Raw genomic sequence first — 15,095 nt, forward strand, 5'->3', positions numbered from 1 at the left:
CGAAGAGATTTCGCATGAACCTGTCTCCCCGCGAAAAGGACAAGCTTCTGATCTCGATGGCGGCCATCGTGGCGCGGCGCCGACTCGAGCGCGGCGTCAAGCTCAACCATCCCGAAGCGATCGCCATCATCTCCGATTTCATCCTCGAAGGCGCGCGCGACGGTCGCACCGTCGCCGAGCTGATGCAGGCCGGTGCGCAGGTCTTGACCCGCGACCAGGTGATGTCGGGCATCCCCGAGATGATTCATGACATCCAGGTCGAGGCAACGTTCCCGGACGGTACCAAGCTCGTCACCGTCCACGAGCCGATCAGGTAGGAGCAGAGCATGATCCCCGGCGAACTCTTCATCAAGGACGGCGAGATCGAGCTCAATGCCGGCCGCAAGACCGTCACGCTCTCGGTCGCCAACACCGGCGACCGCCCGATCCAGGTCGGCTCGCACTACCATTTCTTCGAAACCAATCCGGCGCTGAAATTCGATCGCAAGAAAGCCCGCGGCATGCGTCTCGACATCGCCGCCGGCACCGCCGTCCGCTTCGAACCCGGCCAGACCCGCGATGTTCAGCTCGTGGCGATGGCCGGCAAGAAAACCATCTACGGTTTCCGCGGCGACGTGATGGGGAAGCTGTGAGCTTCTGCTGAAGGCAAAAGGTAGTCCGTGATCTATAGTGAGGTGAGCACACCGGTCAGGCTCCCTCCCCCCTTGCGGGGGAGGGTTGGGGAGAGGGGTGAGCCACGGGCGCTGACGGAAGTAATTCTGCAAGGCTCCGTCTATCGCGGACTTCGTCATCGAGGTGGATTGTGACCGCCATGCTCTCCGCCGTCCGCCTCATCTCCGAAGCTGCCGAGCTGGCCGCGCGCCGGCATAATGGCATGGCCCGCAAAGGGCGGGGGAACGAGCCCTACATCAATCATCTCGCGGAGGTCGCGAACCTGCTCGCGACCGCGACCGATGGCGCCGATGCCGAGCTCGTGGCGGCCGGCTGGCTGCATGATGCGATCGAGGACACCGAGACAACGCGTGAGGAGCTCGCGCAGAAATTCTCCGACCGCGTTGCCTCCCTCGTCGTCGAATGCACCGACGACATGAGCCTGCCGAAGGCCGAGCGGCGACGCCGGCAGGTGATCGACGCGCCGAAGAAATCCGCGGGCGCAAAGCTGATCAAGATCGCCGACAAGATCAGCAATGTCGGCGCGCGTATTCATGCCGACCCGAGTCCCGACGAGCGCGACGATCTTGCCGACTACACCGGCTGGGCCGAGCAGGTGGTCGCCGGCTGCCGCGGCGGCAATCCATGGCTCGATACGAAATTCGACGATGCCGTGAAAGCAGCGAGGGCCTCGCTGTGACCGGCCAAACATTCAAAATCAAACGGGGCTTGTGATGTCCGTCAAGATGAAGCGTTCAGTCTATGCCGACATGTTCGGCCCCACCGTCGGCGACAAGGTGCGGCTCGCCGACACCGACCTCATCATCGAGGTGGAGAAGGATCTCACCACCTATGGCGAGGAGGTGAAGTTCGGTGGCGGCAAGGTGATCCGCGACGGCATGGGGCAGTCGCAGGTCACTAACAAGCAGGGTGCGGCCGACACCGTCATCACCAACGCGCTGATCGTCGACCACTGGGGCATCGTCAAGGCCGATGTTGCGATCAAGGACGGCATGATCTCCGCCATCGGCAAGGCCGGCAATCCCGACATCCAGCCGGGCGTCACCATCATCATCGGCCCCGGCACCGACGTGATCGCGGGCGAAGGCAAGATCCTCACCGCCGGCGGCTTCGACAGCCATATTCATTTCATCTGTCCGCAGCAGATCGAGCACGCGTTGATGTCGGGCGTCACCTCGATGCTCGGCGGCGGTACGGGCCCGTCGCACGGTACCTTCGCCACAACCTGCACGCCGGGTCCGTGGCACATGGGGCGGATGATCCAGTCGTTCGACGCCTTCCCGGTCAATCTCGGCATTTCCGGCAAGGGCAATGCCTCACGGCCCGCGGCCCTCGTCGAGATGATCAAGGCCGGCGCCTGCGCGCTGAAGCTGCACGAGGACTGGGGCACGACGCCGGCGGCGATCGACAACTGCCTGTCGGTTGCCGACGCTCACGACATCCAGGTGATGATCCACACCGACACGCTGAACGAGTCCGGCTTTGTCGAGGACACCATCAAGGCCTTCAAGGGCCGCACCATCCACGCCTTCCACACCGAGGGGGCCGGCGGCGGCCACGCGCCCGATATCATCAAGGTCGCGGGCCTGAAGAACGTGCTGCCGTCCTCGACCAATCCGACGCGCCCTTTCACGCGCAACACCATCGACGAGCATCTGGACATGCTGATGGTGTGCCACCACCTCGATCCCTCGATCGCGGAAGATCTCGCTTTTGCCGAAAGCCGCATCCGCAAGGAGACGATTGCCGCCGAAGACATCCTGCACGATCTCGGCGCGCTCTCGATGATGTCTTCGGATTCGCAGGCCATGGGTCGCCTCGGCGAGGTCATCATCCGGACCTGGCAGACCGCCGACAAGATGAAGAAGCAGCGCGGGTCCCTGCCGCAGGACAAGGGCAAGGACAACGACAATTTTCGCGTCAAGCGCTACATCGCGAAATACACGATCAATCCCGCGATCGCGCATGGCGTGTCAAAGCTGATCGGCTCGGTGGAGAAGGGCAAGCTCGCCGATCTCGTGCTCTGGTCGCCGGCCTTCTTCGGCGTCAAGCCGGACTGCATCGTCAAGGGCGGCACGATCGTTGCTGCGCCCATGGGCGATCCCAACGCCTCGATCCCGACGCCGCAGCCGGTGCATTACCAGCCGATGTTCGGCGCCTTCGGCAAGGCGCGCACGGCGTCCTCCGTCGTCTTCACCTCGAAGGCGGCGGTCACCGGCGGCCTTGCGCGAAAGCTCGGCATCGACAAGAAGCTCTATGCCGTCCAAAACACCCGCGGCAGGATCTCCAAGAAGAGCATGATCCACAACGACGCCACGCCCAATATCGAGGTCGATCCGGAGACCTATGAGGTGCGCGCCGACGGCGAGCTCCTGACCTGTGCGCCGGCCGAGGTGCTGCCGATGGCGCAGCGGTATTTCATGTACTGAAATTAGCGCGAACGCTCGCCCTCGGAGCCTGTCCGAGGGCGGATTTTCCGGTTTTGCGTCTCGTCGCGCTTGGTCTAATGTCGCGCCCGGCATCTTGAAGCCAGAAGAAAAGCCGGGAGGATTTCTCGTGATCTATGTCGTTGCCACCCTGACCATCAAGCCTGAGACGCGCGCCGAATTCATCGCAGCCGCCACCGCCTGCATCAAGGAGACGCGGAAGGAGCCGGGCAATATCGCCTATGATTTGCATGAGAGCGTCACCGACCCGAGCAAACTGGTTTTCGTCGAGCAGTGGGAAAATGCCGAGGCGCTGGTGCCGCATCGTGGCATGGAGCACATGAAGACGTTTGGCCGCGTCGCGGTGAAATGCTTCACGGCGCCGCCGAAGATCGAAGTGATCACGCCTGAGAAGGTCGAAGTACGGTAACAGGACGACAGCAATATGATCCGGGCGACGCAGGTTAAGGGACAGCACCGCTTCACGGACGCGCCGGCGGATACCGTGGTGCTCGATTTCGACGATCGGCACCGCCGCCGCATGGCGATGACGGGAACGCGGGGTCTCGAATTCCTGCTCGACCTGGAGAACGCCGTCGCGCTGCGCGGCGGCGATGCGCTGGTGCTGGAGGATGGCCGGCTGGTCGAAGTGGTGGCGGCTCCCGAGCCGCTGCTCGAGATCCGCGGCCGCGATCCGCTCCATCTCGCCCGCGTCGCCTGGCACCTCGGCAACCGGCACCTGCCGACGCAGATCATGGCCAAGAGCCTGCGAATCCGCCGGGATCACGTCATCGAAGCGATGGTGAAGGGCTTGGGCGCGCGGGTGATCGAGATCGAGGCGCCGTTCGATCCCGAAGGCGGCGCCTATGCCGATGCCGGCCACGCGCATGGACATGATGATCATACGCATCATGACCATGCGCATCATGATCACGGGCATCACCAACACGATCATGGCCACCATCACCATGATGACCACGGCCATGACCATCACCACCATGATCATGCTGCTCATGACCATGATCACGGTCACCATCATCACCACGACGGGCATTGCGACCACCCCGAGCATCATCACGGCCACGGCCATGCTCATGACCACAAATGAGCCGGCTGGCGCCGGCCGCCTGACGGAACGCGAGGCGGCGGCGCTCTACCGGCTGATGACGTGGCTGTCGCCGGCGTTTCCCGTCGGCGGCTTCTCCTACTCCAGCGGCATCGAATGGGCGGTGGAGGCGGGCGATATCACCGACACAGCGACGCTCGCGAACTGGCTCGACGCAATGCTCGGCGACGGCGCTGGCTTCTGCGATGCCACCTTCCTGGTGCAGGCATTTCTCGCGGCGGAGGCGGGCGATGAAGCTCGCTTGCGCGACACCGCGGAGCTTGCGGTCGCCTTAGTGCCCTCGCGCGAGCGGCAGCTCGAGACCACGGCGCAGGGCCGGGCCTTCATCGACATCGCGCGCGCGGCCTGGAATGCGGATGGGCTGGACGCGATGGTCGCGGCCTGCGCGGGGCCGCTGGTCTATCCCGTCGCGGTCGGCGTGGTCGCTAGCGCCCACGGCGTCCGGCTCGAGCCCACGCTGCACGCCTTTCTGCACGCGCTGGTCTCGAACTGGATTTCGGCGGCGAGCCGGTTGATCCCGCTCGGCCAGACCGACAGCCAGCGCGTGCTCGCATCGCTGGAGCCTGCCGTGGCCGCGACCGCTGCGCGCGCGTTGAGCGCGACCTTGGACGATCTCGGCAGCGCGACGTTCCGCGCCGACCTCGCAAGCCTGCGGCACGAGACACAATATACGCGGCTGTTCAGGTCGTGAGTGGTGCGGCAGACTCCTTCGTCGTCGTGGCGAAAGCCAGGACCCATAACCACAAATGCTCGTGGTTATGGGCGGCGGAGGTGGCCCAGTTTGCCGCTACAATAAAATCCAGTGGTAATGGGTCCTGGCTTCCGCCAGGACGACAAGGAAAGTGCAATCGATATGGCGACTTCTCACGGCCCCCTGCGTGTCGGTGTCGGCGGCCCCGTCGGATCGGGCAAGACCGCGCTGATGGATCTGCTCTGCAAGTCCATGCGCGAGCGCTATGACATCGCGGCGATCACCAACGACATCTACACCAAGTGGGATGCGGAATACCTCGTGCGCTCGGGCTCGCTGACGCCGGACCGTATCGCCGGCGTCGAGACCGGCGGCTGCCCGCATACCGCGATCCGCGAGGACGCCTCAATGAATCTGGCGGCGGTTGCCGATATGCGCGCAAAGTTTCCCGGCCTCGATCTGGTGCTGATCGAGTCCGGCGGCGATAATCTCGCTGCCACTTTTTCCCCGGAGCTCGCCGACATCACCATCTATGTCATCGACGTGGCCGCGGGCGACAAGATACCGTCCAAGGGCGGGCCGGGCATCACGCGCTCCGACCTCCTGGTCATCAACAAGATCGACCTTGCACCGCATGTCGGCGCCTCGCTGGAGAAGATGCAGACCGACGCCAAGCGGATGCGCGGCGAGCGGCCCTTCGTCATGACCAACCTGAAGAAGAGCGAGGGACTCGACCGCATCATCGGCTTCATCGAGGCCAAAGGCGGGCTGAAAAGGGCGGGCTGAAGGGAGCCTTGCCCGCGGCGACAGGAAACGGTCTGGCGCGACCCGTTAATATCTGCGGCAAAATGTGTCTCCGCGGAACCAATGTTCGCCACGGTGATTAACTAACTCCGGTGCCCGGAGCGCTGACGTCTTGGCTGGCGGATTAAGCATTCCGGTCGACCCAAGTTGCGTCCCGATGGCTCCTCCTTCATTATCGCTTTCCGTGGGGTTTCACTCTCTTTCGGCAATTGGCCGTTCGAGCGGCGTTCAGATGCTCCGTGTTATTCGCCAGCCTCTCACCTTCTGAGTAAACGAGTGGTTCGGCTGGGATTCATCATCGGTTTTATCGCGCTGCTCGGGATACTGCTCTCCGGGCTCGCGGCCTATCGCGTCCATGATCAGGAGCTGACAATCGATCGCATCGCGCTGGCCCGCGCGATCGACGTTCATGCCAGCCTGGTGCAGGACCGCCTGACCGAGCGCGAGCTCCTGGCGCGCGTCGCCTCCGGCCTGTTCCGCACGCCCGCCGTCATCAAGCCGAACATGCTGGAGCCGCTGCGCTCGGCCATCTATGCCTTCAAGACCGACTTCGTGGTCGCCTCCTGGATCGCCCGGCTCAAGCCGACGGAGTTGAGCGCGGCGCAGGCGGCGCTCAGCTCCGCCGGCTTTCCCAATGCGAGCATCCGCAACTACGACGACACGCCGCTCGACACCACGAAGATCACCGAGCCGATCAACGTGCTGATGGATCTTGAGCCGCGCAGCGAGGAGACCAAGGCGCTGCCCGGCCGCAGCTACGATCAGGACGGCGTGCGCGGCGCGATGCTGGCGCGCGCGATGGCCGAGAAGAAGTCGGTCGCTTCGGATCCGGTGCCGCTGCTGCGTCCGAACGGACCCATCGGCGTCATCGTGGCCGCGCCCGTCATTCCGGAAGGTGCGGCGGAGCCTGCCGGGTTCATCACCTTTTCTTACGAACTCGCCTCGCTGATGCTGACCAATGACGATATGTCGCTGTTCTCGGTCGCGTTGCGCGACCCGCGCGCGACCGGCGGCGAGCTGATCGCCAACGACCAGGGTATCGTCAGCGCGCGGACTATCGCGCAGGATGGTCCGCTGCCGTCCTCGACACGCTCGGTCAGTTTCGGCGGCCGCGACTGGCAGCTCAGCTACTTCGCCAAGACCAATTCGGCGCGGCGCGCCGAGCAGACCGCCGTCATCGTCGCGGCGATCGGCTTCGCGATCACGGCAATGGTGTGCGGCCTGTTCGGCTATGTCGCCTACAACAATCTGAGGCTCAGCCGCGAAATCCAGGTGCGGATCGGATTCGAGCGCCGGCTGACGGCGGTGATCGACGAGCTGAACCATCGCGTGAAGAACATTCTGGCGGTGATCCAGTCGATCGTGACGCGCACGCTGCGCCACGGCTCCGACATCGACGTCGCGCGCGAATTGCTGATCGGGCGCATCCACGCGATGTCCAACGTGGTTTCGCTGCTCAGCGAAAGCCAGTGGCAGGGCGTCAAGCTGAAGGGCCTGTTCGAGGCGCGCGCCATTCCGCATGCCGATCGCATCGCCATCAGCGGGCCCGACATCGCGGTCAGCGCGCGTGCCGCGCAAAGCCTGTCGCTGCTGTTCTTCGAGCTCGCCTCGCATTCCGACGAGGGCCTGTCTCTGGTAGGCAAGCATCCGCACATCACCGCGAACTGGACGGTGACGGGCGAGGAGCCCGATACGGTCTTCCATTTCCGATGGGAGGAGTTCAACACCAGCGAAGCGACGCGTCGCGCCGATTCCGATTTCGGCCTGATCCTGCTCGACCGCGTTGCGCCGGAAGCGCTCGGCGGCACCGCCAAGCGCTACTTCACCGACGCCTCCTATATCTACGAGCTCACCGCACCGATGGAGACCGTCGTCGACATGACCGAGCGCGACCGCACGGAAAAATTCTCGGCGCCGGTCAGGCCGGTGCGGTAGCAGCGGCCGCGCGCTCCTAAGCGCGACGGATGAGGGGCTCTATCCGAGAATGCAAAAGGCAGTTGCGGGCGCGGAGACAGAACCCCTCACCCGCGCTCGCTTCGCGAACGCACCCTCTCCCACAAGGGGAGAGGGTCAATTGGCGTATGCTGAATCGATCAGCCGCCGCTGCCGCCGATCACGGCGCGCACGGTCTCGTCGGGCCCGAAATCTTCCGCGCCGTCGACATACAGCAGTGCTGCGAGCTTCGAGCGCGCGCGGTTGACGCGGCTCTTGATCGTGCCGACCGCGCAGCCGCAGATCGAGGCCGCGTCCTCATATGAGAAGCCGGACGCGCCGACGAGGATCAGCGCCTCGCGCTGGTCCTGAGGCAGTTTGTCGAGCGCTGCGCGAAACTCCTCGAACTCGAGATGCGCATTCTGCGACGGCTGGGTCTTCAGCGTCTTGGCATAGTTGCCTTCAGCATCCTCCACCTCCCGCCGCCGCTTGCGATAGTCGGAGCGGAACAGGTTGCGCAGGATGGTGAACAGCCAGGCCGGCAGGTTCGAGCCGGGCTGGAACGAGTCGATGTTGGCGAGTGCCCGCAACAACGTCTCCTGGACCAGATCGTCGGCACGGTCGGCATTGCCACTCAGTGAGATGGCGAATGCGCGCAGGCTTGGGACTGCCGCCAGAATGTCGTCGCGCAGGGATTCCGTGAGAGGCATTAGTCCCTCCCATTGTTGTCGTTGGATCCCCCATTGCTTTGATCTTGGGGAGTTCCTCCCGGCGTATCAAGCTTCTTGATCAGCTCGGCGAACCGCTCGGGAACCCCCTGCCGCACGACGTCGTCGTACATGGCGCGCAATTGATGGCCGATCCGGGATTGGATTTCCGGTGTCAGCCCTCCCTTGCCGGGGGTCGTGTTTCTGCTGGCTTGAGATTTGAGATCTTTCATGACCTGTTCCACGTTTCCCCGAGTTAAGTCACTGTCAAATCGAGAAATTTTCTCAACCGGGAGCCGTTCCCTAGTAAGGCCTAATGCGAACTTCGGCGAAAAGTTCCAGAGTGAACGGAACTTTTCTTATGCTCAGGCGTAATCACGCCAACAGGGGAACCCGGGCCGCCCCTGGCCGATGTCTGGCCCGAAGACGAATGGAGTGGGGATGTCCCGTTCACAGCTTGTTGCTGAACACCTGCCGCTGTTGCGCCGGTACGCGCGTGCCCTGACGGGCAGCCAGCCGTCCGGCGACGCCTATGTCGCAGCCATGTTGGAAGCCATGCTCGGGGATCCGGCGGTGCTCGACGAGAGCCACGGACCGCGCGCCGGCCTGTTTCGGCTGTTCACCCAGATCTGGAATTCGGTCTCGCTCAACGATGATGCTGAGGTGACGACGCTGCCGATGCCGCCGGAGCGGCGGCTGTCGAACATCACGCCGCTGCCGCGCCAGGCGTTCCTGCTGCTGTCACTCGAGGGATTTTCGGAGGAGGAAGTCGCCTTCATCCTCGCCACCGACGTCGGCGAGACGCGCCGGCTTGCGGACGCCGCGGGCCGCGAGATGGCGGCGGAGATCGCGACCGACGTGCTGATCATCGAGGACGAGACCTTCATCGCCATGGACCTCGAGAGCCTGGTGAAGAATCTCGGGCACAACGTGGTCGGTGTCGCCCGCACCCATGCGGATGCGGTGGCGCTCGCCAAGAACAAGCGGCCCGGTCTGATCCTCGCCGACATCCAGCTTGCCGACGGCTCTTCTGGCCTCGATGCCGTCAACGAGCTCTTGCGCAGCTTCGAGGTGCCGGTGGTGTTCATCACCGCATACCCCGAGCGCTTCCTCACCGGCGAGCGGCCGGAGCCGGCGTTCCTGATCTCGAAACCGTTCCAACCCGCGATGGTCTCAGCGGTGGCGAGCCAGGCGCTGTTCTTCCAGCGCAACTCGCGTAACCGCACGCCCAAAGCGCCCGCGGCTTGAGCGAGGCGCCGGCCGCGTAAGACATAGAACGTAGGACGAACTGATCCGGCGCACCAACAAAGGTGCGCCGGATTTTTTTGGCGCGCTCGCCGCTTGACGGTCGGGCAATTGACGCCTCATAGGTCCTGCGACGGTCGCGCCGCGGCCTAGCGTGTCAGGAGACTCTTCCATGCTCGATCAGTCGCTGCTCGATCGTCTCGCCATCCGCGATCTCCTCGAGAACTGGGTGGTCTGGCGCGACGCTGGCGACTGGGAGCGCTTTGCGACCGTCTGGCACGCGGAGGGTTGGATGTCCGCCACCTGGTTTCAGGGGCAGGCCGCGGACTTCATCAGGGTCAGCCGCGAAGGCTTTGCCAAGGGCGTACGCATCCTGCATTTCCTCGGCGGCACCAGCATCGATCTCGAAGGTAGCCGCGCCATCGCGCAGACCAAGATGACGATCTCGCAGCGGGCACAGGTCCACGACATCGTCTGCGACGTGGTCTGCACTGGGCGCTTCTACGATTTCCTGGAGAAGCGGCAAGGCGTCTGGGAAATCGTCCGCCGCCAGCCGATCTATGAGAAGGACCGGCTCGATCCGGTCGATCCGTCCGCGGTGCTCAAGCTCGACGCCGAGCGGCTGGCCGCGCTTCCCGAAGGCTACCGCCACCTCGGCTACATGCAGGAATTGATCGGCTACAAGGTCAAGCGTGATATGCCCGGCCTCACCGGCGCCGAGGTCGAGAAGCTCTACGCGCAAGGGCGTGAGTGGCTGGCGGGCAAGGCGGCGGAATAAGAGAAGTCTGGCCGAAAGCAGGTCCAGACAAAAGCAAGCCCAGAAAAAAAGTAAGGCGCGACTGGCATCACCACAGTCGTCGTGGGATTCCGCGCTTGTCCTCAATCGTTCGCTGCGGGCTTATAACTCATTGTAAGTTCTGCTATAATCGTGTCACTTGAAATTCGCCGTCGTTCACGGACGTTCGCCGCCATCCGCTGCAATCCGTGTTCAATGGTGGGGCGGATGGTGGGGCGGTTATGTCAAGAAGACAGTTGCACAAGCTCTCCGCTCGGGAAGCGGAGACCATCGTTGAGCCCGGCCGCCATAGCGACGGGGGTGGACTTTACCTCGCGATTGAGAGTGGAGCCCATGCGCGACGCCAATGGATTTTCCTGTACCGCGTGCGCGGTACGGGCAAGCGCCGCGAGATCGGGCTCGGCGCCGCTAAGGGCAAAGGGAGGGACGGCATCTCGCTGGCGGACGCCCGCCTCAAGGCCGCAGACATGCGCAAGAAACTGTCCGAAGGCAAGGACCCCGCGGCGGAGAGGCGCACGGAAGTACTGGCGGCGACCACGTTCGGAGAATTTGCGGACGCCTTCCTGGTATCGATTAAGGCTGGCTTCAAGGGCAAAAATACGCTCGCTGACTGGACGCGAGACCTGAAGGTTCGATGCAAGCCGATTCGGGAAGTCAAGCTTGCCAATATCACGGTGAACGAGGTGTTAGGCATCCTGTCGCCGATATGGATGACGATCAACCGTACGGCACGCGAAACGCGAAGCCGGATTGAACGCGTGCTCGATGCGGCCGAAGCCAGGGGTCTTCGGTCCGGTAAGAACCCGGCGATGTGGAAGACCTTGAAGCCGCTTTTGCCGAAGTCGAAGCGATCGAAACGCCATCACAAGGCCGCGCCCTACGAGGACGTCCCCCGCATCGTGCAGGCGCTGCAAGCCAACCACGAAGCGGCAGACACGGCGGCCAACCTCGCGGCTGAGTACATTATCCTGACCGCGGTGCGGACCGGCGAAGCCCGTCTGATGCGCGTGCGCGAGGTCGATTTCGAGGAGCGGCTTTGGACCATCCCAGCGGAACGGATGAAGACGGAGGATCACCCGGAAGGCAAAGATTTCGAAGTGCCGCTCTGCGACCGCGCTGTCGCGATCTTGAAAGCTGCCGTCCCGAAGGACGCCGCACGCGACGCCTACGTGTTCGCCGGGCAATGGTCAAAGGATCATACGAAGCCGCTGGGTATAAATGCCGTGCTCCACGCCCTCAAAGCCGTATATCCGGCGATTACAACGCACGGGTGCCGATCTAGCTTCCGCGATTGGGCGGGTGACGAAACGCGTTTTGAACGCGAAATTGCGGAAATGGCATTGGCCCATAAGGTTGGCGACGAAACCGAGCAAGCGTATCGGCGTGGCAATGCGTTGAAGAAGCGACGTCAGTTGATGGATGCGTGGGGCCGATATGTCGCGCGCGGTGCTAACGTGATCCGGCTTCTCGGTCGGCAGTCGGCATAGCTTCGTACGATGGCAGAGAGAGCAGCCGGCTTCGCCTTTGGCTCCGGAGTCGCAGCCTTCATTCAGCTTGCGAACGAACCGCCTATGGCAAACCTCGGATGACGGATCGAGAAGTCCGGGTAGCCACGAGGTGCGTTGCAATCGTCATCTGCGCCGGCTCTGGCCGAACTCATCGTCGAACCACATCTCGGCGTCATAGTTGGCCCCGCATGGTCGAGCGGAAGTCAAGGAAGCGCGAGTAGTGGTTCTTCGACAGCCCAGGTCTTGAACTCATAGAAGCTGGGATGCTTTCGCCTTTCTTCCGGCATCGCATCCCACCATTGGGTAGCAAGTGCCCGGATGGCGGCTCTGATTCGACTTTTCTCATGGGCGATTCTAGCAAAACTGGTTCTCATTGATCGGGTCGTGCCCACGATCTCGTAGCAACTCGGGACGTGCTCACGCCTATCTGCGCGAGAAACGGCATCCTAGATCTTGACTTGCAGCATAGGGAATCGCCGCTTCAGATCCCTCGCTCCGGTCTGTACTCCATCTCTCCTGGCGAATACGTAGCTTGCTGTGGCGGCTAGAGAGGGCTGCGACGAGCACGGCTCAGACATCTTCCCAAGCCCCGGGGTGCAAGTTGTCGCTTGTATGAAAAATCCGGAGCGTTCGAATAAGCTCAGGGAATTGGGCCGCTATGCTCAGTATTTCAGACCAGAGGTTAGGGCCCCCGCAAAACGCTGCAGCTAAGGCGTCTCAGTTCAATTCCGTTGCCTCTTCTTCGCCGCAAGACGGCGAGCACCCACGTGATCGCGCTGGAAAAATGCAATTACTCGTAGTAACAGCAGGAATAGTGCACTCGATTCAAGTAGTAATTTTACGCATTGGCTGGTCAAGCGGCGACGGCAGCGAGTGCTGCTCTCATTCTGTGATGCAATCGAGAGCGTTGTACGCCCAATCACGGTCTTGTCTCGGGAAGTTTTCCTGGCGCTGACTGCGGCTGGCATCGCGCTGCTTTGCTCGAGCCTGCTCGCCTTTGCCTTGATCTAAAGCCAACATACTGGCTGCCTTTCGCGCCGCAGGAAATGATTGGATGCCGCGGAAGTTCAAAGATGATTTGGAACAAGGGTTGTTTGATGGTCGCCTCGTGAGTCGGTTGCGATGAAGAGATACTATTTTGATGTCCACGACGGCTGCCAATTCATCCGTGACGATGAAGGCGTGGAGCTGCCCGACATCGAGTCTGCGCGGCAGGAGGCAACCGCTGCGCTCTCGGAGATAACCCGCGAATGGGCCATAGGCAGGCCGCAGCATCGCATGGCAGTTGAAGTTCGCGATGATCGTGGCCCAATCTTGGAGGCAAGTTTTAGCTTCGTGATCGAACAGCGCGACTTGATAGCCCTCGGTTTGGATCGAAATGCAATTTCGCACGCCGATTGACGGCCGAATTCGCGGAATTATGAGCGCGTTCGTGCAACCAGGGCCATGGCAGAGTTCAGCTGATTGGGCGGCTAGCGGCGCGTTGAAGCTTGTTCCCGAAGGGGAAGCGCGAGCCGGTTTAGAGTAGGACTACAAAGACATGGGGCTCCCGACAACGGGCCGAACATCAAGATCAAACGACGAGGATGGCGCCGTTTGGAATCGTATTGCACAGGAGCGCCGGCGGCGAGTTTCTGGGCCATGATTCCGGAGCCGGCCACCGCGGCGTCCACCTTGCTTAATTTGATCGATTGTCTCGTTGCCAACTCGCTCATCCTGGCGCTGGCCTCGAAGTCGTCTCCTCGATACCGTCTGCTTGATACGACGCGAACTTTTGCGCTCGAAAAGCTCGTTGAAGCGGGGCGAGCTTGACCGAGTGTCGCGTACCATCGGAGCCTTGACCAAGGCGGATGGCCGTGGTGGGCTGCCAGTGCGCCACCATATGAAGCGAGATGGCATGAGCCGCCTCGGCGTTGGTGGGAGATGAACTTGCACCGGATGGAGGCAAGCTCGTCGAGCAGAAAGACGGCGGATAACGTTTATCTATGCTCATTATCGCCATGGTTGCAGTGCTAAGGACCCGCACCGGTTAGCCGAGATCAAAATGGCCAAGAATGGCGTATCAACTTCCTCGGCACTCGTCGGCGACTAGACCGGCTCGGTTCGGCATAGAACGAGTCCGTTGAGTGTAGAATGCTTAGAAACAGGTCTCGGCGATGGAGCAAAGAAGAAGACAAGCGCCTTCTCGATCTCGCTTCAAAACGCGAAATGTTCAAGCAAATGCCTATCCTCCTCGAGAGAAGCGAAAACGCGGTCGTTCGGCGGCTCAGGCAACTGCGGCTGAAGCTCCCAGGATCGCGGCCCCGCACAGAGTGAGTAGCCTCAAGCAGGCCTTCGAGAGTAGCGCGGAGGCGCAATCACCGATACCAGGACTTGTTGTAAGTCGAAGGTTCGACATCGACATCGACGAAATGCCATCAGTGGGTGTTCTTTCCTTCCGGCGTGAATTTGGAGTCATCGGCCCAATTTGAGATGGCAGCAAGAGACGCGTCCCCGATCAGGTCTTTGATGCTGTCTGATGAAGATGATTGGCATCAAGCGTTTTGAGAACTCTGGCAGATGCGATGGACGAAATTCAGTAGAACGGAGCCGCCCCCCAGTTGAGCCAGCGAACGACACCTCGCTTGGTCGCTCGCCAAGTGAAAGTAGGCCCACGGGTGGGGCGCCATACAAGGCCCCGCCTCGGCGGGGCTGATGTTGGATCAAGCTGCCATCGCCTGGGACCAGTTTGGCGAGAAATCGTGACTGCCGGGAACCTGACCGTGAGTGGTGCTTTCCGTCGAAATGATCCGTCTCTATGACGAAAAACGGCACGCCTGCTACGCTATCCTTCACTTTCGTCGATTCCCCACGGGATTGGCGGCTGCGAGGTCCGGTTGGGTTTGCCTCCATTGCCGGGCCTCGCTTCTTGGAACACTTGGCGCATGGCTGAAGAACCCTCGCTGGAGGCGAACTTACAGGACCTCCGGTCGAGGTATGAACTTGGCCGCGTGCTGGAGCCAAGCCGTGCACCTGAGCCATCGCGTCCGACCGCCCCCGCGAGCCTTCGCGACAGTCAGAGCCGCCGCGTAAATAAGGTCGCGTCAGCTGGTATAGCGCGACAATCAGGATGAGAGCGGCGCGTCAATCAAGATGAGACGAGGCGGCCGAGTCAGGAGATAATTGACGCTGGCCGCCGGCTTGGCAAG

General features: G+C 62.3%; 15 protein-coding genes. 13 read left to right on the forward strand and 2 right to left on the reverse strand.

Going from position 1 to position 15,095, the window contains the following annotated elements; all coding sequences use genetic code 11:
- The first annotated feature begins 14 nt into the window (after window positions 1–14).
- From QQL28_RS20245 to QQL28_RS20285, 9 genes are all read left to right on the forward strand, one after another.
- Window positions 15–317 carry an urease subunit gamma gene (locus tag QQL28_RS20245; protein ID WP_284268058.1) on the forward strand — a complete coding sequence of 101 codons (303 nt, stop codon included), beginning with the start codon at window positions 15–17 and terminating at the stop codon, window positions 315–317.
- 9 nt (window positions 318–326) lie between these two features.
- Entirely contained in the window at window positions 327–632 is a 306-nt protein-coding gene (locus QQL28_RS20250; RefSeq protein WP_284268060.1) for an urease subunit beta, read from the forward strand.
- A 179-nt stretch (window positions 633–811) separates the two neighbouring features.
- Complete coding sequence (locus QQL28_RS20255) at window positions 812–1,351, forward strand: HD domain-containing protein (RefSeq protein ID WP_284268062.1); 540 nt, start codon at window positions 812–814, stop codon at window positions 1,349–1,351.
- Window positions 1,352–1,385: 34 nt separating this feature from the next.
- Window positions 1,386–3,101, forward strand: a complete 1,716-nt coding sequence (gene ureC / locus QQL28_RS20260; protein ID WP_284268064.1) for an urease subunit alpha — start codon at window positions 1,386–1,388, stop codon at window positions 3,099–3,101.
- A 127-nt stretch (window positions 3,102–3,228) separates the two neighbouring features.
- Complete coding sequence (locus QQL28_RS20265; RefSeq protein WP_284268066.1) at window positions 3,229–3,528, forward strand: putative quinol monooxygenase; 300 nt, start codon at window positions 3,229–3,231, stop codon at window positions 3,526–3,528.
- A 15-nt stretch (window positions 3,529–3,543) separates the two neighbouring features.
- Window positions 3,544–4,206 (forward strand): urease accessory protein UreE, encoded by a 663-nt coding sequence (ureE, locus tag QQL28_RS20270; protein WP_284268067.1) that lies wholly within the window; start codon window positions 3,544–3,546, stop codon window positions 4,204–4,206.
- Window positions 4,187–4,915, forward strand: a complete 729-nt coding sequence (locus tag QQL28_RS20275; protein ID WP_284268101.1) for an urease accessory protein UreF — start codon at window positions 4,187–4,189, stop codon at window positions 4,913–4,915. Before ureE ends, QQL28_RS20275 begins: the two co-directional genes overlap by 20 nt.
- Before the next feature lie 162 nt (window positions 4,916–5,077).
- A complete protein-coding gene (gene ureG / locus QQL28_RS20280; RefSeq protein ID WP_284268068.1) occupies window positions 5,078–5,701 on the forward strand; it encodes an urease accessory protein UreG in 624 nt (207 codons plus the stop codon).
- Between the two features lie 294 nt (window positions 5,702–5,995).
- Window positions 5,996–7,654, forward strand: a complete 1,659-nt coding sequence (locus QQL28_RS20285) for a CHASE domain-containing protein (RefSeq protein ID WP_284268069.1) — start codon at window positions 5,996–5,998, stop codon at window positions 7,652–7,654.
- Between the two features lie 158 nt (window positions 7,655–7,812).
- Here QQL28_RS20285 and QQL28_RS20290 read toward each other — a convergent pair whose 3' ends face one another.
- A complete protein-coding gene (locus QQL28_RS20290) occupies window positions 7,813–8,361 on the reverse strand; it encodes a sigma-70 family RNA polymerase sigma factor (protein ID WP_027521710.1) in 549 nt (182 codons plus the stop codon).
- Entirely contained in the window at window positions 8,361–8,591 is a 231-nt protein-coding gene (locus tag QQL28_RS20295; protein WP_284268076.1) for a NepR family anti-sigma factor, read from the reverse strand. Before QQL28_RS20295 ends, QQL28_RS20290 begins: the two co-directional genes overlap by 1 nt.
- Window positions 8,592–8,799: 208 nt before the next feature.
- Here QQL28_RS20295 and QQL28_RS20300 point away from each other — a divergent pair, with 208 nt between their 5' ends.
- The 4 genes from QQL28_RS20300 (at window position 8,800) to QQL28_RS20315 (ending at window position 13,308) form a co-directional block, all read left to right on the forward strand.
- The gene (locus QQL28_RS20300) at window positions 8,800–9,606 is read left to right on the forward strand and encodes a response regulator (RefSeq protein WP_284268078.1); all 807 of its coding nucleotides are present in this window, start codon (window positions 8,800–8,802) and stop codon (window positions 9,604–9,606) included.
- A gap of 169 nt (window positions 9,607–9,775) precedes the next feature.
- The gene (locus QQL28_RS20305; protein WP_284268080.1) at window positions 9,776–10,381 is read left to right on the forward strand and encodes a nuclear transport factor 2 family protein; all 606 of its coding nucleotides are present in this window, start codon (window positions 9,776–9,778) and stop codon (window positions 10,379–10,381) included.
- 239 nt (window positions 10,382–10,620) lie between these two features.
- Window positions 10,621–11,886 carry a tyrosine-type recombinase/integrase gene (locus tag QQL28_RS20310; RefSeq protein WP_284268082.1) on the forward strand — a complete coding sequence of 422 codons (1,266 nt, stop codon included), beginning with the start codon at window positions 10,621–10,623 and terminating at the stop codon, window positions 11,884–11,886.
- A gap of 1,143 nt (window positions 11,887–13,029) precedes the next feature.
- The gene (locus tag QQL28_RS20315) at window positions 13,030–13,308 is read left to right on the forward strand and encodes a DUF6894 family protein (RefSeq protein ID WP_284268084.1); all 279 of its coding nucleotides are present in this window, start codon (window positions 13,030–13,032) and stop codon (window positions 13,306–13,308) included.
- Window positions 13,309–15,095: the final 1,787 nt, after the last annotated feature.

Source organism: Bradyrhizobium iriomotense (assembly GCF_030160715.1).
In the GTDB taxonomy this organism is placed as follows: domain Bacteria; phylum Pseudomonadota; class Alphaproteobacteria; order Rhizobiales; family Xanthobacteraceae; genus Bradyrhizobium; species Bradyrhizobium iriomotense.

What these genes read in the sequence shown, in the direction of transcription:
- QQL28_RS20245 (WP_284268058.1), top strand. Translation starts at nt 15, where the DNA reads ATGAACCTGTCTCCCCGCGAAAAGGACAAGCTTCTGATCTCGATGGCG.
- QQL28_RS20250 (WP_284268060.1), top strand. Translation starts at nt 327, where the DNA reads ATGATCCCCGGCGAACTCTTCATCAAGGACGGCGAGATCGAGCTCAAT.
- QQL28_RS20255 (WP_284268062.1), top strand. Translation starts at nt 812, where the DNA reads ATGCTCTCCGCCGTCCGCCTCATCTCCGAAGCTGCCGAGCTGGCCGCG.
- ureC (WP_284268064.1), top strand. Translation starts at nt 1,386, where the DNA reads ATGTCCGTCAAGATGAAGCGTTCAGTCTATGCCGACATGTTCGGCCCC.
- ureE (WP_284268067.1), top strand. Translation starts at nt 3,544, where the DNA reads ATGATCCGGGCGACGCAGGTTAAGGGACAGCACCGCTTCACGGACGCG.
- QQL28_RS20275 (WP_284268101.1), top strand. Translation starts at nt 4,187, where the DNA reads ATGCTCATGACCACAAATGAGCCGGCTGGCGCCGGCCGCCTGACGGAA.
- ureG (WP_284268068.1), top strand. Translation starts at nt 5,078, where the DNA reads ATGGCGACTTCTCACGGCCCCCTGCGTGTCGGTGTCGGCGGCCCCGTC.
- QQL28_RS20290 (WP_027521710.1), bottom strand. Translation starts at nt 8,361, where the DNA reads ATGCCTCTCACGGAATCCCTGCGCGACGACATTCTGGCGGCAGTCCCA.
- QQL28_RS20295 (WP_284268076.1), bottom strand. Translation starts at nt 8,591, where the DNA reads ATGAAAGATCTCAAATCTCAAGCCAGCAGAAACACGACCCCCGGCAAG.
- QQL28_RS20300 (WP_284268078.1), top strand. Translation starts at nt 8,800, where the DNA reads ATGTCCCGTTCACAGCTTGTTGCTGAACACCTGCCGCTGTTGCGCCGG.
- QQL28_RS20305 (WP_284268080.1), top strand. Translation starts at nt 9,776, where the DNA reads ATGCTCGATCAGTCGCTGCTCGATCGTCTCGCCATCCGCGATCTCCTC.
- QQL28_RS20310 (WP_284268082.1), top strand. Translation starts at nt 10,621, where the DNA reads ATGTCAAGAAGACAGTTGCACAAGCTCTCCGCTCGGGAAGCGGAGACC.
- QQL28_RS20315 (WP_284268084.1), top strand. Translation starts at nt 13,030, where the DNA reads ATGAAGAGATACTATTTTGATGTCCACGACGGCTGCCAATTCATCCGT.